The organism is Alteromonas abrolhosensis (assembly GCF_001953635.1).
Classification (GTDB): Bacteria; Pseudomonadota; Gammaproteobacteria; order Enterobacterales; family Alteromonadaceae; genus Alteromonas; species Alteromonas abrolhosensis.
In genome coordinates this window covers 318,435-345,188 of record NZ_MEJH01000003.1, presented here as the reverse complement: position 1 = coordinate 345,188, position 26,754 = coordinate 318,435, and the positions used below count along the sequence as shown (strand labels likewise).

Sequence of the window (26,754 nt, the reverse complement as noted above, 5' to 3'; positions counted from 1 at the left end):
AAACAATTCCTGTTTGAAATGAGTTGGCGTTTAGCTGGCTAAGCTACATTATTCGCAAAAGCCTGGGTCTAGTTTGTAGGCTTTACGCAGCATGGCTGGCCAAGCTTTCTGGCCACCTGTTTCGCCGCTGTGAACAACGCTTGCTTGCGCATATATGCCGTCAATAATACTCTGCGGTATTTCGATAACCTCTTCGTTAGACTGCATTAGGGCGAGCTGAATTTCGCACGCGCGCTGCAAATCGTAAAAGCGCATAAAGGCGTCGCCAACGGTTGGGCCAAGAGTTAGGCCCCCATGGTTAGGTAAAAGCATGTGGTTCGTGTCGCCAAGGTCATCTTGTAAGCGTTTCTTTTCACTATCATCAACGGCTAGACCTTCGTAGCTGTGATATGAAAGTGACGGTAATGAAAACATCGAATACTGGCTCCACGGCTTGAGCCCGCCTTTAACAGACGCGACTGAAATGGTGGCTAGGGTATGCAGGTGAATCACGCATTGGGCATCGTGGCGCACTTCGTGGATAGCACTGTGAATGGTAAAGCCGGCGGGGTTTATGCCGTAAGGCGTGTCATCAAGGATGTTTCCCTCTAAATCGACTTTTACCAGATTAGAGGCGGTAACCTCGTCAAATGTCAGGCCAAAGGCGTTAACCAGATAATGGTCAGTGCCTGGTACTTTGGCAGAAATATGCGTGTAAATAAGATCGCCCCATCGCATGTCTGCGACTAAGCGGTAGCACGCAGCTAAATCGACACGTGTTTGCCATTCTTGTTCAGATACTTTGCCTTTAAGACTTAAGGTTGGCAGTGAAAACAAGCCACTTCTCCTGTTTTTTTATTGGGGACAATTTACCAATACCCGCAACAATGAACAATGCTTTGTCAGGGCTGCTTTATAACGAATTGGGTATAGCCATCGCGCAAGGGAATAAGATCGTCAGCGAAACGCATCGATTCGTGGTCGAGCTTAAATGGGTCTACTTTTACAAGTTTTATGACTTCCAGTTTTGCCCATGGGGGCGCATCAAAAGTGTCTGGCAGGGTCTCAACGCCAGCATCTAGATCACAGCCAAATATAACCAAACCATTGGGCGTGGTGGATAAATACTGCGTGACTTCAACATTAAACCCTGTTTCTTCCCATGTTTCTCTATGCGCAGTACACGCGACCGTTTCATTTTCCTGCAAGCCTCCTCCCGGGAAGTCTAACTTCCCAGAAAGTCGGTGTTTAACTAATAACACCTTATCCTTCGCTTTTATAAGGCAGGAGGCTGCAATGGGAGTGATTTTATCTTCTACATCAGACCCGACCTTTTGAGCTAAAAGCGCATCGGATACACGACACATTGGCGCGCTGGGTGAAGACTGTGAACATGCAAAAAGCGTTAAAACAGCGAATATAGCTGATAAGCGAAATAAGATGACCATCGATTTGGGTAAAATACTCAAGAAGCTGTTTGTGATTGTTGTAAAAATAAACAATATTAAGAGACAGACTCTACGCAAAAATAAAAATAACACAACTAATACCAGTCCGCGTAGATCATTACCCACTCAGCGAGAGTTAAAATGTTCGTAATCGCGGCGTGTTACCGCAGGTGTAGTGGTTCTACATCAAGGTGACACAACAAAGAGTACGGACATTTTAAACTCGCCTTCTGAGAGGGCAATGATCTATACGGATTGGTATAAAAATAATAACGCGGTACACAAACTTAACGTATAGCGGCGCTTGCGAAGAATCGTAAGCGGATTTTGTGTGCTTGGGTATCCTTTTTACGAGTTGATAATGCGCAATGGGATACTTTTTTACCTATAGGAAAGGTTATGTCTTCACGATTATCTTTATCGCCTTTGTTGCTTGGCGTAGTGTTACTCGCGGGCGTTGTAGTATATCTCAATATGCCGCAGGAAGAGAGCGCGAGTAACAGCAGTGTCAGAGCAACGCCGGTAAAAACCGCCCTGGTATCATCACAGGCATTCCCCATTACGATTGAGTCATTAGGTACTGCTATCGCCAATGAGTCGGTAAACATTACCGCACAGGTTACAGATACTGTGAAAGCGATTAATTTTGAAGACGGCGATAAAGTCATAGAGGGTGAACTACTCGTTCAGTTAAATAACACAGAAGAACGTGCCAGAGTAGAAGAACTCAAGGCGAATATCGATGAGGCTAAACGCCAGTTCACGCGCATAGCAGACTTACGCCAGTCTAACGCTACTTCTGAACAACTGCTGGACGAACAGCAAGCACGGGTAAAAGCCTTGCAGGCACAGCTAGATATTGCCCTAGCACAGCTTAATGACTTACAGATTCGCGCGCCATTTAGCGGGTTGTTAGGCAACCGTGAAATCAGTATTGGCTCGCTGGTTCAGCCTGGTGACACTATTACTACCTTAGATGACATTAGCCTAATCAAAGTTGACTTCAGTATTGCTGAAAATCACCTTGCAAGCGTGGCGAAAGGGCAGACATTAAGTGCATCATCAGTGGCTTACCCTGGAGAAGAATTCACAGGGAAAATTACCAACATTGATACGCGCCTTGACCCAATTAGCCGCTCTATTCGTATGCGTGCCACAATTGACAATAAAGACAATCGCCTGCGCCCCGGTATGCTGCTTACTGTGGTGGTAGAAAAGCGCGTGCTTAACACCTTGGTGCTTCCGGAAAAGGCACTGGTTCCTGTACAAGACAAGCAATACGTGTATGTGGTTAATGATAACGTTGCACAGCAAACCGAAGTGGTAATTGGAGAGCGTCGTCCTGGGCTAGTACAAATTGTGAGTGGGCTAAACGAAGGCGACGAAGTCATTACCGAAGGCACACTTCGGGTGCGCGACCAATCTCCGGTTAATGTGTTAAACCGCTAAGGGAGCTTACCGTCATGTTACTGTCAGACGTTTCTGTAAAGCGCCCCGTTTTTGCAACGGTTATCAATTTACTGCTGATCATTTTTGGCGTTGTCGCTTTTACCATGTTGAGTTTGCGAGAATACCCAGATATCGACCCACCTATTGTCTCGGTAAGTACCACCTACACAGGTGCATCTGCGAATATAGTGGAAACCCGAATTACCCAGCTATTAGAAGATAGAATATCCGGTATTGAGGGCATAAAAAACGTAACCTCGACCTCTCGCAATGGTCGTTCCGATATAACCATTGAGTTTAAGCTTTCTCGTGATATTGACGCCGCGGCGAATGACGTACGCGAACGAGTAAGTCGCGCGCTCAATAACTTGCCCGACCAAGCTGATCCACCTGAAGTGTCTAAAGCGAACTCAGATGAAAGCGCCGTGGTGTGGTACAACCTTCGAAGCACTAACCTTAATACTATGGAATTGACCGACTACGCCGAGCGTGTATTAGTGGATAGGCTTTCAATTGTCGATGGTGTTGCCCGAGTCCAAATTGGTGGCGGAAGACGATATGCCATGAAGGTATTCTTAGACCGCAATGCAATGGCGGCAAGAGGCATTACGGTTAACGATGTCGAGCAAGTTATTCGCGCCGAGAATGTGGAATTACCGGCTGGTGAAGTGGAAAGTACTGACCGTAACTTTGAAGTACGCGTTGCGCGAACTTTTCTTACGCCTGATGATTTTGCCGCACTAACAGTCGCGATTGGAGACAACGGCTACCTTGTACGCCTTGGTGAAATCGCTCATGTTGAGTTAACTGCCGAAGATGACGAAACCGAGTTTCGTGGCGATGGCGTGAACATGATTGGACTAGGTATCGTTAAACAGTCCAAAGCTAATACGCTAGACGTTGCCCGTGCTGCAAAAGCGCAAATTGAAAAAATAGAAGCCACCCTTCCTGACAATATCTTTATTGTACCTAGCTACGATTCATCAGTGTTTATCGAAGCGTCGATTGATGAAGTGTATGAAACATTGGGGATCGCCATGCTAATGGTGGTGATCGTTATTTACCTTTTCCTCGGAAATATTCGCGCCACGTTGATTCCGGCAGTTACCGTACCCGTCTCTATTATTGCCGCCTTCATTGTGATGTATGCGCTGGGCTTCTCAATCAACTTACTCACGCTACTCGCTATGGTGTTAGCCATTGGCCTAGTGGTGGACGACGCTATTGTTGTGCTGGAGAACATCTATCGACGCATAGAAATGGGCGAACCGCCTATTTTGGCCGCCTACCGCGGCGCGAAAGAAGTTGGGTTTGCAGTTATTGCAACCACGCTGGTGCTAATTTCTGTATTTGTACCGCTGGTTTTCCTTGAGGGAAACATCGGAAGGTTATTCACTGAATTCGCGCTGGCTATTGCCGCAGCTGTAGCATTCTCAAGCTTCACCGCGTTAACGTTGTCGCCCATGATGGCGTCAAAAATTCTTAAGAAACGCACCCGCTCATCTGGCTTCGGAGGCTGGATGGATAAGCAATTCTCAAAACTGGAAAACGGCTATTTCAATACGCTAGGTAAAACTCTGCACCAGCCTATTCTTATGCTGTTAATGCTTATTATTGCTGTGGTTGCACTGGTGCAGCTTTCTGAGAAAGTACCAAGCGAGTTTGTACCTAAAGAAGACAGAGGTAACTTCTTTATATTGATGAACGCGCAGGAAGGGGCAAGTTTTGAAAGTAATGCGAAGAACCTCGAAAAGATCGAAAGTATCTTAATGCCCTACCGTGAAAGTGGTGAAATCAATCGTCTTCTAGTTCGAACACCTGGTTTCGGAGGCAACGCAGGTATTGCTATCGTGGGCTCCGCTGACTGGGACGAGCGAGATTTCAGCACGTTTTCACTAATGGATGAAATCAGCGCGAAACTAAACAATGTACCTGACGTACGTGCTTTTGCCATTATGCGCAGCGGTATTTCTGGCGGAGGGCTGGGTCGTCCTGTTCAGTTCGTATTACAAGGCGATACTTATGAAAACCTTGTTGAATGGCGTGACATCGTTTTACAAAAAGCGGCGCAGAACCCAAGGTTAATTCGCTTAGATTCAGATTATAAGGAAACCTCGCCACAGTTACTGGTAAATATTAATCGCGACAGGGCGGCAGATCTCGGCGTGTCCATCAGCGATATTGGCGGCACGTTGGAAGTAATGTTAGGACAGCGCAGAGTGTCGACTTTCCTCGATAGGGGCGAAGAATACGATGTCATTATGGAAGGCAAAGAGGAAGACTTTAGAAGTCCTAACAGCATAGAGAATTTATATGTACGCTCGTCTCGTACGGGCGAACTCATTCCGATGGACAACTTACTAACCTTTGAAGAACAAGCCACATCGGCACAGCTTAACCGCTACAACAGAATGCGCGCTGTGACTATTTCTGCCAATTTAGCGGATGGCTATACACTGGGGCAAGCGCTTGAATATTTGGAAAATATTGTTAAAACGGAGCTGCCTGACAACGTATCGATAGACTATAAAGGTGAGTCTCAGCTGTATCAAGAAGCGGGCAACTCATTTGTGTATGTATTTATGCTGGCGCTAGCCGTGACTTACCTAATATTGGCTGCACAATTTGAAAGCTGGGTACACCCGCTTGTGATTATGCTTACCGTGCCGCTGGCTCTCGTTGGTGCTTTTATCGGGCTGTTCTTTAGCGATATGACGATCAATATATACAGTCAAATTGGTCTGGTCATGCTAATTGGGCTTGCTGCTAAAAACGGTATTTTAATTGTTGAGTTTGCCAACCAGTTACGCGATGCCGGTATGGAGTTTGAGTATGCACTTAAACGTGCAGCTGCTCAGCGATTGCGTCCTATCGTAATGACGGGCTTTACTACCGTATTTAGCTCACTGCCACTTGTGTTAGCGTCTGGACCTGGGGCGGAAAGCAGGATGGTCATTGGTATGGTCATTTTCTCTGGCGTACTTGTGTCTGCTTTTATGACGCTTTACGTGGTTCCCACTGCATATAGCTGGCTAGCGAGAAACACTGGCTCTCCACTTCAGCGAACCATGGAAATAGAAAAGCTGGAGCAGGCTATTCCCTACAAAAAAGGCGAATCGTAATATTAAGCGGGGATAACGCCCCGCTAGCCTTTTGTTCCTTTCGTAATAAACCTTTAGGACGCTGTTTGCCTGCGATTTCCATGGCGTTGTCCGCTTTCTATCTAAAAACCTAATAGATTCTCAAACAGAATATTGAGCTTAAATTACACTTAAGCTGCTGTAAAAATGTACAAAAGAGCGTTGAGTATCGGAACGTTTTCGTATGTTTTTATATACGTTAATATTGGCGTTCATTACTAAGTAATATGCTGCGTGATTATTTAACTAATTGAAATATTTGAATTAATATTCATTTTCATGCTTTCATCACATTTTGTTATCGGCAGCTATAAAGTGCAAAGGTATGTATTAGACATTTGTATAGTTGCTTAAGTTATAACTTCATCTACACTTCGCGACAAATTCAAACGCTTGTATAAGTCATTAATTTTTAAACGCTAAATTTTTTACGCTCAAATTGGCGAATATGGTAATTGTGACCAATACTTACCCCGTTGCAATGAGTATGAGCACACAAGCACGTGTTTGTCTCAAACCGTTTAAAAGCTCCACTTACCGTGCCAAACGGGTTAGCAAGAAAGTTAAAAACGAAGAGCAAGCATTCAACAGACTCTAGAGGACATATCATGAAGAAATGGATACTTGCAGCAGGATTGTGCTGTAACGTAGCTTTTGCCGATGTAGCAGTTATTGTTCATCCAAGTAACGCTGACACCCTCGACAAAGAAAGCATTAGCCGTTTGTTTCTTAACAAAGCAAAGGCATTTCCTAGCGGCACACAGGCAGAACCTGTTGCGCTAGCAGAAGGGCAAGCCGCCACCGATGAATTTAACGGAAAAGTATTAAACAAAACTGCAGCACAGCTTACTGCGTTTTGGTCAAAACTCGTATTTACCGGTAAAGGTCAACCACCAAAGGCATTAGGTAGCGACGCAGAAGTGATATCTGCTGTAGCAGGTAATCCTGGCGCTATTGGTTATGTCGACGCAGGCGCTGTTAACGACAGCGTACGAGTAGTCGCTACCTTTTAACTGACCGTTTATACAAAGAATTTAAGGAACACGCATGAAAACCAAACTTGCTATCTTATCTATGGCTGGCCTGTTAGCTACTCCGGCACTGGCTGATATTCAAATTAACGGCTTTGCAAATCTTATTGGTGGTATGACACTAGACGATGACGAGTCAGTATACGACTACGACAGCGACTTTAACTTCGACCCAGCTAGTGTATTTGGACTTCAGGTGCGCGGCGATGTAAGCGACAAGCTTTCTGCTACTGCTCAGCTAGTTGGCCGTGGCAGTGAAGATTACGACGCTGATTTCGAATGGGCGTACATGACCTACGCGTTGAACAATAACATCAACATTAGTGCGGGTCGTCTTCGCATGCCACTATTTAAATACTGGCTAACACCACCAGATGCTGTATACGGCATTGATTTTAACAACATTGACGGTGTGCGCGTTGACTACATGAATTACTCAGGTGACTGGGAATACGGCGCGCAGCTTACAGTAGGTCGTGTAGAGGCTGATACTACCATTTCTGGTACGCCAGCTGCGCTAGAGTTAGAGAACGTTGTTGCTGTTTCTTTCGAAGCAACGCGCGATTGGTTCAGTGCGCGTACTTTATTAGCGCGTGGTAAAACCAGCGCTGCCAACGCTGACTTCGATAACTTCCTAGCTGGCATGGCGCAGTTCGGGCCTATCATTCCAACTGCAGCTTCAGTTGCTGACGATTTTAGTGTAAACGAAGATACAGGTACTTTCTTTGAAGTAGCCGTTGATATCGACAAATATGATTGGTTTGTTGGTGCGGAGTTTACTCAAACAGAAGTAGATGGTTCTGTGATTGCCGATAACAAAGCGTGGTATGTAACTGCTGGTATGCGCTTTGGTAAGTTTACTCCACACATTACTTATGAAGTTGAAGAAGCAGATAACGCCACTCAATTAGGTCTGGTTGCTTCACTACCTTCATCAATCTCTACGGGTGATGCGGTAACGGATGGAACATGGGCTGCAATTTACCAAGGTGCTGCTGGTATCGCGGCGCAGCAGAAGCTAGATGTATCTGCAGTAACTGTTGGCCTTCGCTACGATGTTGAGCCGGGCTTTGCTCTGAAAACAGATGTAACTTGGTACTCAGATGATCTAAATGATCTAAATGATGCAACACTGCTTAAAGTAGGCGTAAACTATACGTTCTAACTACCTGTTATGGCCTCGCACTAGGTGCGAGGCCATAATTTCATTAAAGATTTTCGCTATCAGGTAGATAAATTAGGATATGACGTGTTTTCAGGTAACACTGAAACGTAGTTAAGCGATTATAAAAAACAGTGGGATAGCTGATGAACTTTCTAAAAAAAATGCCAATTGCGACTAAGATTTTCCTTATACCAGGGATCGCAGCGCTAAGTTTTGTTATTTACTTGCTTATCACTGTTTATACCGCACTCAATAACGGTGCAACGCTAGAGAAAGTTCAGAAAGTTCAATTTCCAGCTCTTCAATTATCAGCATCAACGTTAGTTGATATGCAAAAGGTTCGCGATACCCTCGCAAGTGCAGTCACAACGGGCGATCAAGATACCCTGACTATGGCGCAAGAACTTGCTGAAGAAGCAAAAAGCGGCCTAAACCAAATTGCTTCTATTAGCCCGGATTTTCGTGCTGATATTTCTCGTATTTCTTCAGGGTTTGACAGTTACTTTGACGTTGCCTACGACGTTTCACAGTCTATGGTTAACGGCACTGCCGACTTTAGCCGTCTAGGCGAACTCTCTGCCAAAATGAATCAGTCTTATGACGGGGCTATCGCTTCAATGTCTCAATTTCGCGATGCTCAGCAAGCGGCGTTTGAGGAAGCATTCAAAAACACAGACAGTGCTAACACATCGTTAATTAGCACGGGTGTAATTCTAGCCGTAGTTGTGACTATATTGCTGTTTGGAACCGCGGTTCCTATTGTTCGCGGCATTAAACAAAGTATTGATGACGTGGTTCGTTCGCTTAAAGATATTGCCCAAGAAAATGGCGACCTAACGGTTCGTATAGAAACCAAAAGCGAAGATGAAATTGGTGAATTGGTGTATTGGTTCAACCAATTCATGGACAAACTACAAGGCGTAGTGCGTGATGTGGTAGAAGCGAGTTTACCTCTGTCAAACTTGGCGCAGAATTTACGCGGGGTGACGGAAGAAACTCAGCGTACTATAGATGTTCAGCAAAAGTCTGCAACCAACGCAAAGCGTGCAGTAGACACAATGAGTGGTTCTGTTGATGGTGTTGCCCACAGCGCTGCACAAGCGGCAAGCGACGCAAACGAAGCCACTACAGCGGCGAGTGAAGGTCGTCAAATCGTACAGCAAACGGTTACGAGTATTCAGCAGCTTGCTGAGAACGTACGTGAAACCGCTGACGTTATAGCTCGTCTAGAGTCTGACTCTAATAAAGTTGGCTCGGTGCTAGATGTGATTAAAGGCATTGCAGAGCAAACTAACTTATTGGCGCTTAACGCCGCTATCGAGGCAGCTAGGGCGGGTGAACAAGGTCGAGGCTTTGCAGTGGTAGCTGATGAAGTAAGAACGCTAGCGTCGCGGACACAGCAGTCTACGGAAGAAATTCAAAGCACTATCGAACAGCTTCAGAACGCAGCACATTCAGCGGTAGAGGTGATGTCTAGAGGTACTGAACAGGCAACAAACAGTGTGGAAACGGCCAATAAAGCGGGAAGTAGCTTAGAGACCATCACCAGTACTATTGGGCGTATTAATCAAATGAACGAGCAAATTGCTCACAATACCGAAGACCAGCGTACTGTAGCGGTTGATATTGTACGTCACGTTGATGAAATTCATCAGCGCACCGAGCAGACAGCTAGCCGTTCGGGTGAACTAGGTAGCATGTGTAATGAGCTTGCAGACCTTGCACAACACCTAGAATCAATTGCGAAGCAATTTAGAGTGTAAGCGATAGCTTATCAATAAACATGAATTGAAAGCCTCCGTATGGAGGCTTTTTTGTGGGTTTAGCTAACAGATCAAAGGCTGTGTTTTCTGTTACCTAAAGATAAAAGAAAGGCATAAAAAAATCCCCAGCCAAGGCTGGGGATTTTTAGTCAAAGCAATGCTTTTTCTATTCGTCTAAGAAGCTACGTAGCTGCTCAGAGCGGCTAGGGTGGCGAAGTTTGCGAAGTGCTTTCGCTTCAATCTGACGAATACGCTCACGGGTTACGTCAAACTGCTTACCTACTTCTTCAAGCGTGTGGTCAGTATTCATGTCGATACCGAAACGCATGCGAAGTACCTTTGCTTCACGTGCTGTTAGGCCTGCTAATACTTCCTGCGTTGCATCTTTCAAGCTACCGCCAGTTGCTGAATCGAGGGGCTGAATAATCGTGCTGTCCTCGATAAAGTCGCCAAGATGTGAATCTTCATCATCACCGATGGGCGTTTCCATCGAGATTGGCTCTTTAGCAATTTTAAGTACCTTACGAATTTTGTCTTCAGGCATTAACATGCGCTCTGACAACTCTTCAGGTGTAGGCTCACGACCCATTTCCTGAAGCATTTGACGAGAGATACGGTTAAGTTTGTTGATCGTCTCAATCATGTGAACAGGGATACGGATAGTACGCGCCTGGTCAGCAATTGAGCGGGTAATTGCCTGACGAATCCACCACGTTGCATAAGTTGAGAACTTATAACCACGACGGTATTCGAACTTATCCACCGCCTTCATTAGACCAATGTTACCTTCTTGGATAAGGTCAAGGAATTGAAGGCCACGGTTGGTGTACTTCTTAGCAATTGAGATAACAAGACGTAGGTTAGCTTCAACCATTTCTTTCTTCGCACGGCGTGCTTTCGCTTCACCGATTGACATACGACGGTTGATGTCTTTGATATCTGCGATTACCAAGCCAGTTTCCTGTTCAACTTGGTTCATCTTGCTAATACAGCGCTCGATCTCTTCCTGATTTACAGCAAGGTCAGTGGCGTATGGTGCACCTGATTTAACTGCTTCATGTAACCATGCATTAGACGTTTCGTTGCCCGCAAATGCTTTGATGAAGTCTTTCTTCGGCATTTTTGCGTTAACCACGCAGAACTTCATTACAAGGCGCTCTTGAATACGCACTTTATCCATCATCTCGCGCATGTTTTTAACCATGCGATCGAATTGCTTTGGAACCAGGCGGAATTCTTTGAACACATCGCTTAATGCGTTGATTTGTGCGCGAGAGTCAGCATGAGCACGACCTTTCTTCTCGATGACTTCACGAGTTTTTAGGTATTGTTCACGTAGCTCAGTGAAGCGTTCACGGGCGAGCTCTGGGTCTACACCACTATCGTCTTCATCGCTGTCTTCATCATCTTCATCGTCGTCTTCATCATCTAATTCTTCTTCAGATAACTCAGAGCCAACGTGGGTAGCTGTTGGAGCAAGATCTTGGTCATCATTAGGATCAACAAAACCAGAGATGATGTCGCTTAAGCGAATCTCTTCTGCTTCGTAAAGATCCCACTGGTCTAATAGATAAGTGATGGCTTCTGGGTATTCAGCAACTGAACATTGTACCTGGTTGATACCATCTTCAATTCGCTTAGCGATTTCAATTTCGCCTTCACGAGTTAGAAGTTCAACCGTTCCCATTTCACGCATATACATGCGAACCGGGTCAGTCGTACGGCCAATTTCACTTTCTACAGTAGCTAGTGCCTGAGCTGCCGCTTCTGCAGCATCTTCGTCAGCATTCGCTTCTTGCATGAGAAGTTCATCTGCATCAGGAGCTGATTCAGAAACTTGAATTCCCATGTCGTTAATCATGCGGATTATGTCTTCGATTTGATCAGAATCGACAATATCTTGCGGCAGGTGGTCGTTTACTTCTGCAAAGGTTAAGTAACCTTGCTCTTTACCTTTTGCAATCAGGAGTTTAATCTGAGACTGCTTGCTTTGCGCCATATAACCTACACTTCTCACATTCAATTAGTTTGCAATAGAAAAGACAACATACGACTAGGTATGTTCCCTGTTCTGCTGTAGTACTGCTTTTGTATCAAGGCCGTTAATGCTCGATGCCACGCTGGTCTTAACCATTATGTTGCGATGCACATCTGCTCGGGTTTGGATCTGCCCGTTATGTTCGGCTATATCTTTGCTACTCGTGCTGCTGCAATTTTGTTCACTTCAAAGTAAACGAAGCACTTATATCTGTGCCTGCAGCGAATTAGCCAGTATAGCAGATTTCGCGGTGGTTTTACCAGATTCACGGCCGATTTTTTAGCCAGTAATATTTACAAGAGCATTAGCCCCAACCATTGGAGGTTAGCGGTGCTTAATAACTTCAGACCAGGTTAACTCTTCTGTCTTTCCTTCATAAGCAGATTCAGTTCCTGTTTTTCCGCTTGAGTTAGCGGCTGAACCCGCGAGCGTGAAATTAAGGTTTCAATGCGGCTATCGAAATGCCCGTCCAGTAAGCGAGCGAAGCTGTCGTTATAAACCCGTTCAGCATCCTCGTCTTTAACCAAGTGTTCTTGTAACAATAATTTCGCGATAGTAGAAGAGTGGGGATGGTCGCGGAAATTTTCAACAAGCTGAGCGGTTTTTGCTTGAGGGTGACTTACGCAATAGCGATGTACATCGCGTAATAAATCCATGCCAGCAGCGTTGCTACCTGCGAATATATCAATTTGGACATCTTCACAGAGGGTAGCTAGTTCAGGTTTATCTAACAGTAAACGAATTAACATGCGAAGTGGTGACAGCTTAGGCTTATTCACTTGGTTGCGATTCGGCGAGTAAGCCTGCTTCGTACCTTGATTGGCTTTGGTGATATCCTGCTGAAGCTTAAATCGGTCAAACTCACCGGTGTGCTTGGCCAGCTCTTCCAGCAACATTTGTTTTTGATCATCACCAAGCGTACTTTCGATAAGTGGCATTGCCGCTTTTTTAAGGGCAATCTTGCCTTCAGGCGTACCCACGTTGTGAGTTTTTAATAAGTTCTCAAAGAAGAAACGAGAGAGCGGCATAGCGTCATTTAGCATCTCCATAAACGCATCTTTCCCCACCTGACGCACCATAGTGTCAGGGTCTTCGCCATCGGGTAGAAATAAAAACGAAATACGTACGCCGTCTTTTAATGCGGGTAAGGCGTTTTCTAACGCGCGCCATGCGGCCTCACGACCAGCGCGGTCACCGTCGTAACAACACACAATGTGAGAAGTGGCGCGAACTAGCATTTGAATATGTTCAGGCGTGGTGGCCGTACCTAACGCAGCAGTAGCAATATTAATATCGAACTGACTGAGTGCCACTACGTCCATGTAGCCCTCTACAATAACCACCGTATCTAGGCTACGGTTTTTTTGTCTGGCTGAGTAGAAACCGAAAAGCTCACTGCCTTTGTGGAAGATTCGCGTTTCCGGCGAGTTTAAGTATTTAGGGCCGCCGTCATCTAATACTCGGCCACCAAAACCCACCACACGACCTCGTTTGTCCCGGATAGGAAACATAATGCGGTCGCGGAAGAAGTCGTAGGTACGTCCTTGGTCATTCTTATTTACCAGCTTTAAATCGACCAACTGTTTGATGCGCTGTGGATCTTTGCCAAAGGTATTTAGCAGTGCGTCCCAGCTGTCAGGGGCGTAGCCAATTTCCCATTGCTTAACGATATCGCCGCTTAGCCCACGATTTTTCAAATATTCGATGGCCTTTTTGCTGTTGCCGTTTTGACGTAACTGGTGCTGGAAGAAGCGCGCAACTTGCTCCATGACTGCATAATCGTCTTGCTGTTGCTGTTTTTTCTCTTCGCTCATGGCAGGGCGACTGCCTTTTTCACGTGGCACTTCAAGTCCGTGATAGCGTGCTAGCTCTTCAATCGCCTCAACAAATTCTAGGCGGTCAAATTCCATAATAAACGAGATAGCATTACCGTGAGCGCCACAGCCAAAACAGTGGTAAAACTGTTTATCTTGACTGACGGTAAACGAAGGCGACTTTTCGTTATGGAAGGGACAGCACGCTTGGTAGTTTTTACCTGCTTTTTTAAGTTTAACTCGGCTATCTACCACTTCTACCACATCGGTACGTGACAGCAGGTCGTCTATAAAATCGCGAGGTATCTTTCCAGCCATGAGGGTACTTTCAACAAGAGTAAGTTAAAAAAGAATTAGAAAAGTACAAGTCGTAACAGCGTTTGAGACGACAAGTTACAACGTAATAAAAACAGTGAAGTACTGTAACAGGGAAGTGTTAAAATGAGAACAATGAAGGTGTGACAATGCACACCTTCATTGTAATTCACTTTGACAAAAGTGCCGAGTTTAAGCGTTCAAGCGCGCTTTAATTTTTGCACTCAAAGCGCCCATGTCGGTGCGGCCTTGAACCTTGGGTTTCAAGGCGCCCATTACTTTACCCATATCCTGCATGCCCGATGCGCCGGTCGCTGCCATGGTTTCGTCGATAAGTGCATTTAGCTCATCGTCAGTCATAGGCTGGGGTAAGAAATCTTCAATGTAAGTGATTTCTTCACGCTCTTTGCTAGCAAGGTCGTCGCGATTGGCTGCGTCGTATTGCGCGGCGGCGTCTTGGCGCTGCTTAACCATTTTGGTTAGTACCGCTAAGATTGCACTGTCGTCTAACGTAATTTGCTCATCGATTTCTTTTTGCTTAATGGCAGCCATTGCCATACGAATAGTACCAAGACGTACTTTTTCTTTTGCACGCATCGCATCTTTTTGCGCGGCTTTTAAATCATCAATTAGTGCCATGATGTTTCCTGATTTTTTATTAGTAGAGTTCATACCAATCCGCATAGATCATTGCCCACTCAGAAGGCGCTGGCAAGTTTCCTAGCGAAGCGTGGGAATGCAGGAATGGCTGTTCCCTTTCAAATTCCCAGAATGAAGCTAGGAAGCTTGCCAGACCTTCCCGAAGGGCGAGTTTAAAATGTCCGTAATCTTTGTTGTGTCACCTTGATGTAGAACCACTATACCTGCGGTAACACGCCGCGATTACGAACATTTTAAATCTCGCTGAGTGGATAATCATCTATGCGGACTGGTATTATTAAGCCCCAGGTTGAAAATCAAATGCAACCATTTGAAAAGGAAAAAACGGAGTCGTTAAGAATAAGGCCAAAAAATAGAGGCCCAGAAACGCGAAAGGTGCTGCAATTGCAACACCTTTCAGACTCGTTACTTAACCCTATATTAGTAGAGTTTTACGCGACGTGCGTTTTCACGAGCTAGCTTCTTAAGATGACGCTTCTTAGCGGCAGCTTTCTTGCGCTTGCGTTCCCAAGTTGGCTTTTCGAAGAATTCACGACGACGAACTTCAGAAAGAACACCTGCTTTTTCACAAGAACGCTTAAAACGACGCAGCGCCACATCAAACGGCTCGTTTTCTCTAACTTTAACGATAGGCATTAAACACTCACCTCAAAACTTTTACTGTGTAAATCCGGGTAAAATTGTGCGCTAAAAAGGCCACCCGGGTTAAAAATGGTGCGAAATTCTAATCATATCTACAGAGAAAGTAAAGGATGAATTGCCAAAAAATAGCCAATATTGTGCATTTACCGTTCATTTACCTGTTCACTGGCATTCCATGAATGCAGGATTAAAGGTAAACTCTGCGCTCGTTAAGCACCGGGTTGTTTAACTCGGCTCGTAGTAAGCGCCCTTTTCAGAATGTTTTCTTGCTCAATTTCCTTTTGAAAGACGATTGTGATCAAAAGTGTGAAATTGGATGATCCTGACTAGGGTAGTATTATGATCGCGGCGGGATCATAAAGATGATCGCGCCAGATCGCCAGAATTATTTACTCAGTTTTTGGTATTCGCGTTAACAATGTGGTTTGCAACAACGGTACGAAGACCTTTTGTATTAAGCAGACTGTAGCAAATCCAAAAACTAGGCATTGAAGTTAGTAGTAAAAGGGTTACTCCCCATGCGTATTTTAGGAATAGAAACATCTTGTGACGAAACTGGCATCGCGATTTATGACGATGAAAAGGGGTTGCTGTCGCACGAGCTATACAGCCAAGTTAAGCTGCACGCCGACTATGGTGGCGTAGTACCTGAACTTGCCTCACGGGATCACGTGAGAAAGATCATTCCTTTAATTGAAAAGGCTATGGAAGACGCCGACACACAACCGTCAGACATTGACGGTGTTGCTTTTACCCAAGGCCCAGGTTTAGTAGGGGCATTGTTAGTTGGGTCGTCGGTAGGGCGTTCATTGGCCTATGCGTGGAATGTGCCTGCGGTGGGTGTTCATCATATGGAAGGACATTTGTTAGCGCCTATGCTTGAAGACGACGCTCCTGAATTTCCTTTCGTTGCTTTATTGGTTTCAGGTGGCCACTCAATGCTGGTTAAGGTAGAAGGCATTGGTCAATATGAAGTACTTGGTGAGTCTATCGATGACGCTGCTGGTGAAGCCTTTGATAAAACCGCCAAACTACTTGGTCTTGATTATCCCGGTGGTCCTCTTTTAGCAAAATTGGCCGAAAAGGGAGAAGCGGGACACTATAAGTTTCCTCGCCCGATGACCGACAGACCAGGACTAGATTTCAGTTTCAGTGGTTTAAAGACCTTTGCGGCGAACACTATTCGCGATGCTGACCTAACCGGTGAAAATGCTGAGCAGATTAAAGCGAATATTGCGTATGCGTTCCAAGAAGCTGTCGTTGATACGCTTATTATAAAATGTAAGCGAGCATTAAAGCAGACAGGCATGAAACGCTTGGTTATTGCTGGCGGTGTGAGTGCGAATACTATGCTGCGCAGTGAGATGAAAGCCCTTATGAAAGAGCTAAAAGGTGAGGTGTTTTACCCGAGCTTAGCGTATTGTACAGACAATGGCGCTATGATTGCCTATGCGGGTATGCAGCGTTTGAAGGCCGGAGAAACCTTGGCGCTGTCGTCGCAAGCGAAGCCGCGCTGGCCCCTTGATACCTTGTCAGCGATTTAAATCGCTGTTGATTGTAGCAGCAGGTCGTAAAGGCGATATCGGTTATCACTAGGAGCACTGGGCGGTAATTGAACATAGCAAGCCAATCAGACAAACTATAATTAAGAGGCAATGAAAGCGCATTTCATTGCCTTTTGTTTTACTAAGGCGAACATCAAGTAAGGGATAAAGAAAGCATGCGCTTAAAAACAGACGGCATAAACCAAACGACATCGTCACTATACTCTACGTTGCTGTTATTTATTTCCCTTACCTTTGCCGCGCTCTCTGCATTCAACGCAATGGCATCGAGCAAAGCACCTGCAAAACAACCAGCTACAGGGGTGCAGCAAGAGCAGCAAGAACAGTATGTCGTGCTTATTTCTCTTGATGGATTTCGCCACGATTATATTAAGTTACATAACGCCAAACACCTTCGTGCCATTGCAGAGCAAGGAGTTAGGGCGTCGTCTATGACCCCAGTTTATCCGTCGAATACCTTTCCCAATCATATATCACTTATCACTGGGTTATTGCCGAAACACCACGGTATTGTAAACAATCGCTTTTTTGATAAGTCTCGCCCCACTAAAGAAGGCTATGCGCAATACAAACTGGGTTATGGCGGTATGGACAGCACGTGGATTACGGCAACACCATTATGGAATTTAGTGGAATATCACGGTATGAAGGCAGCGACCTTCTTCTGGCCAGAGTCTGACTCACGCATTTCAGGTACCTTACCAAGCTATTTCTACCACTACTCTAAATATTCAGACTACCAGCAGCGCGTAGACCAAATTATAACTTGGTTGAAACTGCCTGAGGTGTCGCGCCCTCGCTTTATTGCGGGTTATTTTTCGCTGACCGATTCAGTTGGACATGATGAAGGACCTTTCTCCGATAAAACCAGTGATGCGGTTGCGAAAGTCGACGCGCTAATCGGCCAACTGTACGAACGAATCAATGCATTAGATTTGCCGGTAAATCTGGTGGTGGTGTCAGACCACGGCATGACGCCAGTGGACGAAAACATGCTTATTGAGGTTGAGTCTTTGTCTATTCCTGAAAATTTCATTTTTGAAAATGAAGGAGCGCAAGTTCATCTGTACGCCAGAGAAGGCGTGTCTGATGAGCACGTTGCTAATGAAATTGAGCGCCTGAACCGCATAGCTTCAAATCGCTACATAGTGTTAAACGATAAGCAGCGCGCAAAGCGACATATGGAGTTGGGCAACAGAACCGGCGATATCATTCTTGAAATTGCACCGCCGGCACGCTTTATAGACGCTAACAGCATGCACATTAGCAAAGGCGGGCATGGTTACGTAAATACGTTGCCTGATATGGGGGCGACGTTTGTTGCGGTGGGACCTGCGTTTAAACCAAATACCGCTTTACCTGTATTTAGCAACTTAGAGGTTTATCCTGCGCTGGCTAAAATACTTGGCATTGCGCCAATCACGCCGATAGACGGTAAATTAAAGGTGTTGGAACAAGCACTTACTCTTTAACTTTTCCTTTATCCCATATTTTACTTTCGTTGCCCGCTAAAAGGCGGGTAATGTTGTCTTTGTGACGTAAGATGATAAGTAGAGAAAGCATTGCCACGGGAATGGTATATAAGGGCTTTATTAAAAATGTGAACAGCGGCGCAAGAGATACCGCAATAAGCGCGCCCAATGAAGAGTAACCTGTGAAAAAGACTACCGCTACCCAACTCAAAATAAGCAAGCCTGCTAAATCGAGCCCAATGGGGAGCATGGCGCCGAAGGCTGTGGCGACCGCTTTACCGCCTTTAAAGCCGAAATAAAGCGGAAAGATATGACCTAAGCAGGCAAAGATCGCGATCACGCCAAGCATTATTGGCTCTATTCCCAAAAAGTAACTGCCGTACACGGGAATAGTGCCTTTTAATATATCCATGACAAGCACAAGTAGCGCTGGAATACGACCGCCCAGTCGATAAACATTAGTGGCGCCGGGGTTTTTAGAACCAGCGGTTCTCGGGTCAGGCAACCCAAACAATTGGCTAATAACCACAGCACTTGAAAGTGAGCCAAATAAGTAGGCAACAGCAATCATTAAAAGAGTTAGCGAAATCATTTTTTCATTCTAATTATTAAAAACGTTTGAAAAGCATTGCCTTCTGTTAGGTCAAATTTCCAGTGGGCAAGCTCAACAAGCGTTAACCGCATTAAATTGTTAAACCTTGGTTGCTCCAAGTTGTCATACAACGGTATAGTTGTGCCACACAAGCGTAAAGCTACTCCATCCAAACGCGATATACCACCGTTTACCAGCAATATGTGGGTGAAAGCGCAGTAGTAAGACCAGTAGTAAGGCCGATAGAAATGCCTATGAACTGGTTAATAACAGTACAAGATGAAAAATTCCATGGGTAAAATTTATATAACAGGGCTTGAAGTAGATACCCTGATTGGTGTTTATGATTGGGAGCGAGTGAAAACCACCCAATTACTTCTTGATGTAACACTTGAGGTCGATTTGCGCGCAGCGATGCAAAGTGACGATGTTGCAGACACAGTAGACTACGCAAAAGTGGCAGAGTGTATTGTAGAAGTAGGCAAAGAAAGCACATTTGAGCTGCTTGAAGCCTTCGGTAGCAAAGTAATGGATGCCGTACTTGCTAATTTTTCGGCTACTTCGATAACCCTGAAAATAGTAAAACCGAACATCCTGCCAAATGCACAAACCGTTGCCGTTGAAATGCGTAAAGAGCGCAATTAATGTCTGAACATACGATTTTAATTAGTATTGGCTCAAACATTGAGCGCGAATACTACACCAAGCAATCTTTAGTCGCGCTGAAGCAGCATTTCTCTGACGTGTCAGTGTCGTCGGTTTACGAGAGCGAAGCGGTGGGCTTCAACGGCAGCCCGTTTTATAACGCGGCAGCACGTGCGACGACGTCGAAAAGCGTAGAAGAAGTATGCGCGATATTAAAGGCGATAGAGAAAGACAACGGCAGGGTGCATACCGACAAAAAATTCTGCGCCAGAACCCTTGATCTCGATTTGCTTACCTATGATAGTAAGGTAACCTCCACCCCCGTGGTTTTACCTCGCGAAGAAATTTGCTACAACGCGTTCGTGCTTTGGCCGTTAGCTGAACTTGTTCCCAACGACATTCACCCTGAAACGCAAGAAACCTATGCCCAAATGTGGCAAAACTTTGATAAACAGAAACAGCAATTATGGCCAATTGACTTTACTTGGAGTTAAGCAAAGGAATGACACTTTTCGAAATCATTATTTTAGCGATTATTCAGGGCGTAACTGAATTCCTTCCTATCAGTAGCTCTGGACACTTGTTGTTACCCGCAGAACTTTTTGGGTGGGTAAGTCAAGGCTTGGCCTTTGACGTTGCCGTTCATGTAGGAAGCCTGCTCGCAGTTATGATCTACTTTCGTCAAGAAATAGCTCAAATGACCGTGGCATGGGTAACACAAGGGTTTAGCAAGCAGCAATCTACCGACAGCAAACTTGCTTGGTACGTTATCGTGGCGACTATACCAGCCGTTATTATTGGCTTTTTAATGAAAGGTTGGATAGAAGAAAACGCACGTACGGCGCTAGTAATAGCGGGCACCACCATTATTTTTGGCTTGCTACTATGGTACGCCGATGCCACTGCAAAACGCGAACAAGAGCTTGAAGGACTGACGCTTAAGCAAGCCATCTATATAGGGTTAGCGCAAGTATTGGCTCTTATCCCGGGCACATCTCGCTCAGGCATTACTATGACTGCAGGTTTGATGTTAGGCCTGAAGCGCGAAGCGTGTGCGCGCTTTTCTTTTCTACTGTCTATTCCGGTTATCTTAGGTGCGGGGCTATTAGCCACTCTAGACCTGCTTAATGCCAACGAAGCGGTAGACTGGTATGCATTGCTTTATGGCGCGGCGTTTTCATTCGTAAGCGCCTACCTTTGTATTTATTTGTTCCTAAGCTGGATATCGCGTATCGGCATGCTGCCTTTCGTTATCTATCGCTTGGCTTTGGGCGCAGTGCTACTGTGGTTTGTTTTCGCCTAAGCAAAGAAAATAGCGCGTACAATGTTGTTTAAAATTGCGCCCTAACAAAGTACGAAAATACTCAAATTTTAACCTTATGATTAGGTTAGCTAGTGAGTTTTTAACTCGCTAATGTAATTGGTAAACACCTCATTGGAAGGGAAGTGAGACATGGCAGAAACAATATTTGATAAAATTATCAGCAAGGAAATTCCTGCGGACATTTTGTACGAAGATGAATTGGCGCTGGCGTTTAAAGATATAAATCCACAGGCACCGACTCACTTTCTGGTTATCCCGAAAAAGCAAATTGCTACGGTAAATGATATTACCGCAGAAGACCGCGAGGTGGTGGGGCACTTGTCACTTGTTGCAGCAAAAATTGCAAAGGAGCAAGGGTTTGCCGACCAAGGCTTTCGTACCGTAATGAACTGTAATGAGTATGGTGGTCAAACGGTGTACCACATTCATCTGCATGTATTAGCGGGTAAACCGTTAGGCTGGCCTCCATATACCGAAAACATGAAGCAGCATGTAGAGTAGCGCGTTTAATTAGCGATACAAAAATGCCGCCCTCGATAGTTATCTCAGGGCGGCATTTTTATTTGATAAGTCCAGTGCTTACTTAGTCAGCAAGTCCCAGCACTTTCTTACCCTGATTGAAGTGAATATCAACCGGAATGCTCGCCGCTTCCAGGCGTGCTAAGTCAGAAGCAAGATCAGGCTTAATTACACCCATAGTTTCTACTAGCTTCGCCACGCCATCGTAATCGCCGTCACCTTGTAGTGTAAGGATTAGTTCAGAAAGTGCTTCTACCGCAGCGCCCATCTTCTCCATATTTACGCGGTACATGCCGTCTTCTGTTTTCTCGAAAGCGCCTTGCTGGGCAAAGAAATTAAAGCGGATCATGTTCGCTTTTCCGTGTGCAGAGCTTGCGCCGAAACGCACAGAACGGAAAATGCCAGCCATAAAGGTAACGTAATAATCTTCTAGTGTACCTTCAGTAATTTCACCTTTTTCAAGAAGACTTTGTACCATGTACAAACCTAGAATATCCGCTTTGCCTTCTTCAAGAGCTGACGCATGCTCTTTAAGTGCTCCGCGCACGGTCCCTGAACCATCTAGGGTGTTCTTAATACCTAAACCGTGTGCCACTTCATGAAACATGGTGTTCGCGAAAAAGGCGTCGAACGTAATGTGTTCACGTTGCTCTGGTACAATTAACGTATCCGCAATAGGCACCAAAATAGTATCGAACTTAGCGCGCATCGCGTTTTTAAGCTGAAGGCGGCGGGTGCCTTTTTCTAGCTGTACACGCTCGTCATTTGGCAAGTTAATCGCAATGGTTTTGCTGCCTGCATTAGAGTGACCGGCGTAGTAAACCACATCATAGGCATTTAGGTCTGCGTCAGACCCTGGCATTTCCGCTTTGTAGGCATCGGCTACAGGAAGGCCTTGCTGTAATTCAGGCAAGAATGCCGCGTACTTAGCTAGCTTTTCACTCCACGCTAAATCTTTAATAAGAACGTAAGCTTCAAACGCTGCACGATAGCCAAACAATTGGTCTTCATAGCTTTCAATCGGACCAATAACCAACTCTACAGGGTTGGTCTTCATATCCATCCACGCCATATCAGAAGCAAGGTAATCGTTCGACAATAGGGCTTCAGAGCGCAGCTGCAAATATTGTTTGAAGCTTTCATCTTCAGCAAGCTCAGACGCTTTTTTAAGTAGGTCAGATGCTTTCATTAACTCACTCTTGTACGCTTCAGAGTAAGGTACTGAATAAAGGTTGCCAGCTTCATCGCGCTTAACTATGGAATAGAGGCCTTGTTTATCGGCAAAATCTGCGGTGGCAAACTCTTCTTTTTCCATATCGTGAGGGTAGAACTCAGCACCCAGCGCTTTATCGTCATAGCCGCTGATAAAAGGCGTGTCGCCGTTGAGGCGATCCCAAGGGCCATAGTTTATTTCTGCAAAGTGACGAACCTTTTCGTCGCTAATAGAAGAAAGAAACGCATCTTTATCATCGAAAAACGCTTGCTTCCAAAACAAGTCATCCATGATTTTCGACGCATCGATTAATAGTGAAAGCATCTTATGTTGATTGTCACTAAGGTGTGACAAATCGCTGGTAAGATCTACACCGTGATAAATAGACAAGCGAGACTCATCAACAAGTAAGGTTTGCTCCGCTGCAGTTTCAGGTTTTGCCGTTTGAGTTTGTGTTGTATCGGCGCTTTTGCTGCATGCAGTTAGCATGAATAAACCCGCTACTGCCGCAGCAATAGGAGAGTAAGTTGAAATTATTTTTTTCATAATGACTTTTTACCGTGTCGTTTTACCGTATTGTTCTACAGTATTTAGGGGCGGTGATTAGGTAGTTCACTATAGCTATGCTTTTGATTTAATACAAAAGTATGAAAATTATTTGTTTAATATCAATAGTGGTTTGCTACCAGTTGTCTATACTTTATAAAAGCTCTGGTGGTTCTGCCGTTATTAATGATTCGTTCCAACGCTTTCTTTTTAGTTGGTCGAAACTAAAGAGCTACTATAGTATGGTGATAGAAATACCATAATAAAACAATAACGGTTTGTATTTTAGCGTGAAACATAGAGGCCTATGTGAGTTAACGCATGGAATGCAACGCACAAACATCCGATCTACTTTTGTCATCAGACGTGCTGATGCTTGAGAGGATTAACTGGTAAAGCAACCTATCGCCTTCACAAGGCTATTTGGAACTTTCTAAGGGTAGAAATATGTCTACACAGAACGCGCTTTCAACCATATTGGTTGAAAAAATAAATAATGACACACTGGTCCTCCCCACGCTTCCTGCTATTGCATTGAAAGTCCGCAAAGCGGCAGATGATCCCGATATTAACTTAAACGCGATGGGTGATGTGATTGGTCAAGACCCATCACTTAGCGCAAGAATGATCAAAATTGCGAACAGTGCTTATATGGGACGTAGCGTAAAAGTTACTTCTATCAGCCAAGCGGTAACACGAATCGGTCTACGCCAAATTAAAAACATCTCAACTGCACTCGCGATGGAGCAATTATTCGTCTCTAAAAACGATGTAGTTGCACGCTATTTACAACAAGAGTGGGCAAACACAGTTAATATTGTGGCTAATTCTATGGCTGTACTTCAGCTGTATATCGCACGTACCAAAAAGCGCGAAATGAGCATGGATACCATGACATTAGCGGCACTGGTTCACAACATTGGTGTACTGCCAATATTAACTGAAGCTGAGCGCCACCCTGAAGTCTTTGCCAACCCTTCGTTCCTAGAAGTGGCTATCGACAAACTAGCGGGTCAAATTGGCGCAAGTATCATGACGGAGTGGGGCTTTGGCGATACGTTTGTTAACGTAGCAAAGAACTGGAAAGACCTAAGCTACATGCCTGAAGAGTTGACCTATATCGACTTTGTTCGTGTGGGTGCTGCTGTCTCAGGAGCGATAGATAGCCAAAAAGATGCAGTATTAAACTTAGCCATTCAGCGTGGCGTGGTTGAAGACATGGGCGAACTTCATTCAGATGAGTTTGAAGAGCTTGCAAACGCAGCGAAGCAAATCTTCTTGTAAGTGTTTTAAGCTACAAAATGCTACAAAGGCCGGTACTGAAGCATAACTTCAGTACCGGCCTTTTCGTTATGAAAAGCTGAAAAATGGAAAGCTAACAATGAAAAAGCACAAAGCAAACAAATGCTGCTACGCGCTAACAGGCTTCTTTTGAACGTAAAGTAGTAATAACCCTAATCCCAACCCCCACACCGCTGAGGTCATGGAAAATAAACTAAACCCTGATGCCGTACACAACATGGTAAGCAGTGCAGGGGCTCTATGGTGCTCCACTTCCATGGCACGAACCACTGCTCCTTGCAGCGTAGCTAGCAGAGCAAGCCCAGCAAGAAGGTGAATGATAATACTGGGCATGCTGACAAATAATGCTACGACCACAGACGCTAATAACCCCATGAATAAATACGCCACACCTGCTGCGATGGCCGCTTTATAGCGTTGTGACTTTTCGCTATCTGCCTGCTCGCCCATGCACAATGCTGCTGTGATTGCCGCCAGGTTGAAGGTGAAACCACCAAACGGCGCTAATAAGGCTTGTACAATGGCAATGCCTGATAAAATTGGCTTGTGGTCAGGCGTGTAGCCATGAGCATGATGAATAGCTATGCCTGGTAAGTTTTGAGAAAGCGTAGTAATAAGAAAAAGGGGAAATGCTAACCCAATGGCGGCGCTTAACGAGAAGCTGGGGGTTACCCAAATGGGAGCGGGGAGTGTAAATATAGAGGTAAATACTGATGACGCCCCTGATGCTGTCTCAGTTGAAAGCATCGATGCATGGCTGGATGAAGCAAAAACGTCATTTGAACTGCTCATGAATAAACTTATGCTTACAGACACAACCAGTAATAAGAGCATAAGGTAGCGAGGAAATAGTCGACTACCTATTAAATATATTGCAATAAATAGCGCGACTAAATGTGGCGCTTCATTAACATCAGTAAAGATAGCAAGGCATATAGGTAAAAGAATACCGGCCAAAAGCGCAGATGAAATTGCTGGTGGAATTCGACTAATTTGACGAAGCAAGCTACGACTTTGGGCGGTTACAAAAGAAAGCAAAGCACATAAAACAAATGCGCCAATGGCTTCGCTTAAAGCGTAGTCTCCAATACTGGTTAACAAAAAAGCCGCTCCAGGCGTAGACCATGCGGTAACAACGGGCAGTTTAGAAAGCCACGAGAACACAATACAGGTAATACCCATACCAAGCCCAAGTGCTAACAACCAGCTTACTACCATGTCGTCGCTGGCGCCGGCTTTGCGCGCCACATCAATGATGATGACAACAGAGCTGCTATAACCTACCGTAACGGCGGTAAGCCCTGCGCTGATATGGCTAACCTTCCATTTACTCATGAAAATACCCGTGCTTAAACATTCGTTTGAACCCCGTCTAACAAAAACACGCTTATAGCGTTTTGCAAATGTGCTACTCTAATTATTTGTGCGCTATAGCGCACGTAAGGTAACTTACCATTTGTGCGTTATAACGTACAAGTGCGTTAGTAGCTTCTGCGACAAAATAATAAGGCATTGATTAAATGACAAAAGCGAATACGCAGCCTTCTGCTATTTCAAAAAGCATTGCTCAACACCTGCAATCAGTTCGTAAAGGGAGGGGTCTTTCACTTGATAAAACAGCCAAATTGACAGGGGTGTCCAAAGCCATGCTTGGGCAAATAGAGCGAGGCGAGTCTAGCCCTACAATCGCGACGCTGTGGAAGATAGCCACAGGTCTTGAGTGCTCTTTTTCTTCTTTCTTGTCTGATGATGAAACAGCACCTTCGTCTCAAGACGCTGATAACAAGTTCGCTAACGACCCAAACGTAACCATTAAAACGCTGTTCCCGTTTAACTCAGTTACCCAGTTTGAAATGTTTGAACTATGCCTATCGGACTTCCATGAACAGCACTCTTCGGCTCACCAAATAGGTGTCACCGAGCATATTCACGTACTGCAAGGAAAGTTAGGGGTCTTGCAAGATGGTCAGTGGAAAACCTATCAGGCGCAAGAGCAATGTATATTGCGCGCAGACCAGCCCCACGGTTATCGCGACGAAGTGGGAGAAACGCGCTTTGTTGTAGTGATTCACTATCCTATCTGAGACGGCTTAAAGAAGGTTGCCACAGCGTAAGTCGGTAACTTAAAAAGT

Annotated in this window: 22 protein-coding genes; 13 read left to right on the top strand and 9 right to left on the bottom strand. The window is 45.1% G+C overall.

The window, feature by feature from the left end; translation table 11 throughout:
- Positions 1-48: 48 nt before the first annotated feature.
- Both BGK61_RS03600 and BGK61_RS03595 read right to left on the bottom strand, forming a co-directional pair.
- Positions 49-816, bottom strand: a complete 768-nt coding sequence (locus tag BGK61_RS03600) for a class II aldolase/adducin family protein (RefSeq protein WP_014997304.1) — start codon at positions 814-816, stop codon at positions 49-51.
- 65 nt (positions 817-881) lie between these two features.
- Entirely contained in the window at positions 882-1,346 is a 465-nt protein-coding gene (locus BGK61_RS03595; RefSeq protein WP_234349514.1) for an NUDIX hydrolase, read from the bottom strand.
- 480 nt (positions 1,347-1,826) lie between these two features.
- Here BGK61_RS03595 and BGK61_RS03590 point away from each other — a divergent pair, with 480 nt between their 5' ends.
- The 5 genes from BGK61_RS03590 to BGK61_RS03570 all read left to right on the top strand — a co-directional run bounded on the left by BGK61_RS03590 (position 1,827) and on the right by BGK61_RS03570 (position 9,975).
- Positions 1,827-2,876 (top strand): efflux RND transporter periplasmic adaptor subunit, encoded by a 1,050-nt coding sequence (locus BGK61_RS03590; RefSeq protein ID WP_076012328.1) that lies wholly within the window; start codon positions 1,827-1,829, stop codon positions 2,874-2,876.
- A 14-nt stretch (positions 2,877-2,890) separates the two neighbouring features.
- Positions 2,891-5,998: an efflux RND transporter permease subunit gene (locus BGK61_RS03585; protein WP_014997308.1), complete on the top strand. Its 3,108-nt coding sequence runs from the start codon at positions 2,891-2,893 to the stop codon at positions 5,996-5,998.
- A gap of 626 nt (positions 5,999-6,624) precedes the next feature.
- Positions 6,625-7,029: a type 2 periplasmic-binding domain-containing protein gene (locus BGK61_RS03580; RefSeq protein WP_014997309.1), complete on the top strand. Its 405-nt coding sequence runs from the start codon at positions 6,625-6,627 to the stop codon at positions 7,027-7,029.
- A gap of 34 nt (positions 7,030-7,063) precedes the next feature.
- Positions 7,064-8,212, top strand: a complete 1,149-nt coding sequence (locus BGK61_RS03575; RefSeq protein ID WP_076026010.1) for a topoisomerase IV — start codon at positions 7,064-7,066, stop codon at positions 8,210-8,212.
- 143 nt (positions 8,213-8,355) lie between these two features.
- A complete protein-coding gene (locus BGK61_RS03570; protein WP_014997311.1) occupies positions 8,356-9,975 on the top strand; it encodes a methyl-accepting chemotaxis protein in 1,620 nt (539 codons plus the stop codon).
- A 166-nt stretch (positions 9,976-10,141) separates the two neighbouring features.
- Here the strand turns inward: BGK61_RS03570 and rpoD are convergent, their stop codons facing one another.
- The 4 genes from rpoD to rpsU all read right to left on the bottom strand — a co-directional run bounded on the left by rpoD (position 10,142) and on the right by rpsU (position 15,438).
- Complete coding sequence (gene rpoD, locus BGK61_RS03565) at positions 10,142-11,974, bottom strand: RNA polymerase sigma factor RpoD (RefSeq protein WP_076011231.1); 1,833 nt, start codon at positions 11,972-11,974, stop codon at positions 10,142-10,144.
- Positions 11,975-12,366: 392 nt separating this feature from the next.
- Positions 12,367-14,145, bottom strand: coding sequence for a DNA primase (dnaG, locus tag BGK61_RS03560; protein ID WP_076011230.1), 1,779 nt, complete (start codon positions 14,143-14,145; stop codon positions 12,367-12,369).
- Positions 14,146-14,334: 189 nt separating this feature from the next.
- The gene (locus tag BGK61_RS03555) at positions 14,335-14,781 is read right to left on the bottom strand and encodes a GatB/YqeY domain-containing protein (protein ID WP_076011229.1); all 447 of its coding nucleotides are present in this window, start codon (positions 14,779-14,781) and stop codon (positions 14,335-14,337) included.
- 441 nt (positions 14,782-15,222) lie between these two features.
- Entirely contained in the window at positions 15,223-15,438 is a 216-nt protein-coding gene (gene rpsU / locus BGK61_RS03550) for a 30S ribosomal protein S21 (protein WP_012517258.1), read from the bottom strand.
- 524 nt (positions 15,439-15,962) lie between these two features.
- Here rpsU and tsaD point away from each other — a divergent pair.
- Together tsaD and BGK61_RS03540 are read left to right on the top strand one after the other, a co-directional pair.
- On the top strand, positions 15,963-16,988 hold the full coding sequence (tsaD, locus tag BGK61_RS03545; RefSeq protein WP_014997314.1) for a tRNA (adenosine(37)-N6)-threonylcarbamoyltransferase complex transferase subunit TsaD: 1,026 nt from the start codon (positions 15,963-15,965) through the stop codon (positions 16,986-16,988).
- 176 nt (positions 16,989-17,164) lie between these two features.
- Positions 17,165-18,481, top strand: a complete 1,317-nt coding sequence (locus BGK61_RS03540) for an alkaline phosphatase family protein (protein WP_076011228.1) — start codon at positions 17,165-17,167, stop codon at positions 18,479-18,481.
- Here BGK61_RS03540 and plsY read toward each other — a convergent pair.
- Positions 18,471-19,073: a glycerol-3-phosphate 1-O-acyltransferase PlsY gene (gene plsY, locus BGK61_RS03535; RefSeq protein ID WP_014997316.1), complete on the bottom strand. Its 603-nt coding sequence runs from the start codon at positions 19,071-19,073 to the stop codon at positions 18,471-18,473. The genes BGK61_RS03540 and plsY overlap by 11 nt on opposite strands.
- Positions 19,074-19,364: 291 nt before the next feature.
- Here plsY and folB point away from each other — a divergent pair, with 291 nt between their 5' ends.
- The 4 genes from folB (at position 19,365) to BGK61_RS03515 (ending at position 21,543) form a co-directional block, all read left to right on the top strand.
- Positions 19,365-19,718, top strand: a complete 354-nt coding sequence (gene folB, locus BGK61_RS03530; RefSeq protein WP_076011227.1) for a dihydroneopterin aldolase — start codon at positions 19,365-19,367, stop codon at positions 19,716-19,718.
- Positions 19,718-20,212 (top strand): 2-amino-4-hydroxy-6-hydroxymethyldihydropteridine diphosphokinase, encoded by a 495-nt coding sequence (folK, locus tag BGK61_RS03525; RefSeq protein WP_076011226.1) that lies wholly within the window; start codon positions 19,718-19,720, stop codon positions 20,210-20,212. Before folB ends, folK begins: the two co-directional genes overlap by 1 nt.
- A gap of 8 nt (positions 20,213-20,220) precedes the next feature.
- Positions 20,221-21,021, top strand: coding sequence for an undecaprenyl-diphosphate phosphatase (locus BGK61_RS03520; protein WP_076011225.1), 801 nt, complete (start codon positions 20,221-20,223; stop codon positions 21,019-21,021).
- 150 nt (positions 21,022-21,171) lie between these two features.
- Positions 21,172-21,543 carry a histidine triad nucleotide-binding protein gene (locus BGK61_RS03515; RefSeq protein WP_076011224.1) on the top strand — a complete coding sequence of 124 codons (372 nt, stop codon included), beginning with the start codon at positions 21,172-21,174 and terminating at the stop codon, positions 21,541-21,543.
- A gap of 82 nt (positions 21,544-21,625) precedes the next feature.
- Here the strand turns inward: BGK61_RS03515 and BGK61_RS03510 are convergent, their stop codons facing one another.
- Positions 21,626-23,320, bottom strand: a complete 1,695-nt coding sequence (locus BGK61_RS03510) for a dipeptidyl-peptidase 3 family protein (protein ID WP_014997321.1) — start codon at positions 23,318-23,320, stop codon at positions 21,626-21,628.
- Between the two features lie 447 nt (positions 23,321-23,767).
- Between BGK61_RS03510 and BGK61_RS03505 the strand changes: the two genes are divergently transcribed.
- The gene (locus BGK61_RS03505) at positions 23,768-24,604 is read left to right on the top strand and encodes an HDOD domain-containing protein (RefSeq protein ID WP_014997322.1); all 837 of its coding nucleotides are present in this window, start codon (positions 23,768-23,770) and stop codon (positions 24,602-24,604) included.
- 126 nt (positions 24,605-24,730) lie between these two features.
- Here BGK61_RS03505 and BGK61_RS03500 read toward each other — a convergent pair whose 3' ends face one another.
- On the bottom strand, positions 24,731-25,957 hold the full coding sequence (locus BGK61_RS03500; RefSeq protein ID WP_076011223.1) for a benzoate/H(+) symporter BenE family transporter: 1,227 nt from the start codon (positions 25,955-25,957) through the stop codon (positions 24,731-24,733).
- Between the two features lie 185 nt (positions 25,958-26,142).
- On the opposite strand from BGK61_RS03500, the gene BGK61_RS03495 reads away from it, so the two are divergent.
- Positions 26,143-26,706: a helix-turn-helix domain-containing protein gene (locus tag BGK61_RS03495; RefSeq protein ID WP_014997324.1), complete on the top strand. Its 564-nt coding sequence runs from the start codon at positions 26,143-26,145 to the stop codon at positions 26,704-26,706.
- Positions 26,707-26,754: the final 48 nt, after the last annotated feature.

Bases quoted from the DNA above. Each gene is read 5' to 3' on its own strand.
- BGK61_RS03595 (WP_234349514.1), bottom strand. From the start codon at position 1,346: ATGTGTCGTGTATCCGATGCGCTTTTAGCTCAAAAGGTCGGGTCTGAT.
- BGK61_RS03590 (WP_076012328.1), top strand. From the start codon at position 1,827: ATGTCTTCACGATTATCTTTATCGCCTTTGTTGCTTGGCGTAGTGTTA.
- BGK61_RS03585 (WP_014997308.1), top strand. From the start codon at position 2,891: ATGTTACTGTCAGACGTTTCTGTAAAGCGCCCCGTTTTTGCAACGGTT.
- BGK61_RS03580 (WP_014997309.1), top strand. From the start codon at position 6,625: ATGAAGAAATGGATACTTGCAGCAGGATTGTGCTGTAACGTAGCTTTT.
- BGK61_RS03575 (WP_076026010.1), top strand. From the start codon at position 7,064: ATGAAAACCAAACTTGCTATCTTATCTATGGCTGGCCTGTTAGCTACT.
- BGK61_RS03570 (WP_014997311.1), top strand. From the start codon at position 8,356: ATGAACTTTCTAAAAAAAATGCCAATTGCGACTAAGATTTTCCTTATA.
- rpoD (WP_076011231.1), bottom strand. From the start codon at position 11,974: ATGGCGCAAAGCAAGCAGTCTCAGATTAAACTCCTGATTGCAAAAGGT.
- dnaG (WP_076011230.1), bottom strand. From the start codon at position 14,145: ATGGCTGGAAAGATACCTCGCGATTTTATAGACGACCTGCTGTCACGT.
- BGK61_RS03555 (WP_076011229.1), bottom strand. From the start codon at position 14,781: ATGGCACTAATTGATGATTTAAAAGCCGCGCAAAAAGATGCGATGCGT.
- rpsU (WP_012517258.1), bottom strand. From the start codon at position 15,438: ATGCCTATCGTTAAAGTTAGAGAAAACGAGCCGTTTGATGTGGCGCTG.
- tsaD (WP_014997314.1), top strand. From the start codon at position 15,963: ATGCGTATTTTAGGAATAGAAACATCTTGTGACGAAACTGGCATCGCG.
- BGK61_RS03540 (WP_076011228.1), top strand. From the start codon at position 17,165: ATGCGCTTAAAAACAGACGGCATAAACCAAACGACATCGTCACTATAC.
- plsY (WP_014997316.1), bottom strand. From the start codon at position 19,073: ATGATTTCGCTAACTCTTTTAATGATTGCTGTTGCCTACTTATTTGGC.
- folB (WP_076011227.1), top strand. From the start codon at position 19,365: ATGGGTAAAATTTATATAACAGGGCTTGAAGTAGATACCCTGATTGGT.
- folK (WP_076011226.1), top strand. From the start codon at position 19,718: ATGTCTGAACATACGATTTTAATTAGTATTGGCTCAAACATTGAGCGC.
- BGK61_RS03520 (WP_076011225.1), top strand. From the start codon at position 20,221: ATGACACTTTTCGAAATCATTATTTTAGCGATTATTCAGGGCGTAACT.
- BGK61_RS03515 (WP_076011224.1), top strand. From the start codon at position 21,172: ATGGCAGAAACAATATTTGATAAAATTATCAGCAAGGAAATTCCTGCG.
- BGK61_RS03510 (WP_014997321.1), bottom strand. From the start codon at position 23,320: ATGAAAAAAATAATTTCAACTTACTCTCCTATTGCTGCGGCAGTAGCG.
- BGK61_RS03505 (WP_014997322.1), top strand. From the start codon at position 23,768: ATGTCTACACAGAACGCGCTTTCAACCATATTGGTTGAAAAAATAAAT.
- BGK61_RS03500 (WP_076011223.1), bottom strand. From the start codon at position 25,957: ATGAGTAAATGGAAGGTTAGCCATATCAGCGCAGGGCTTACCGCCGTT.
- BGK61_RS03495 (WP_014997324.1), top strand. From the start codon at position 26,143: ATGACAAAAGCGAATACGCAGCCTTCTGCTATTTCAAAAAGCATTGCT.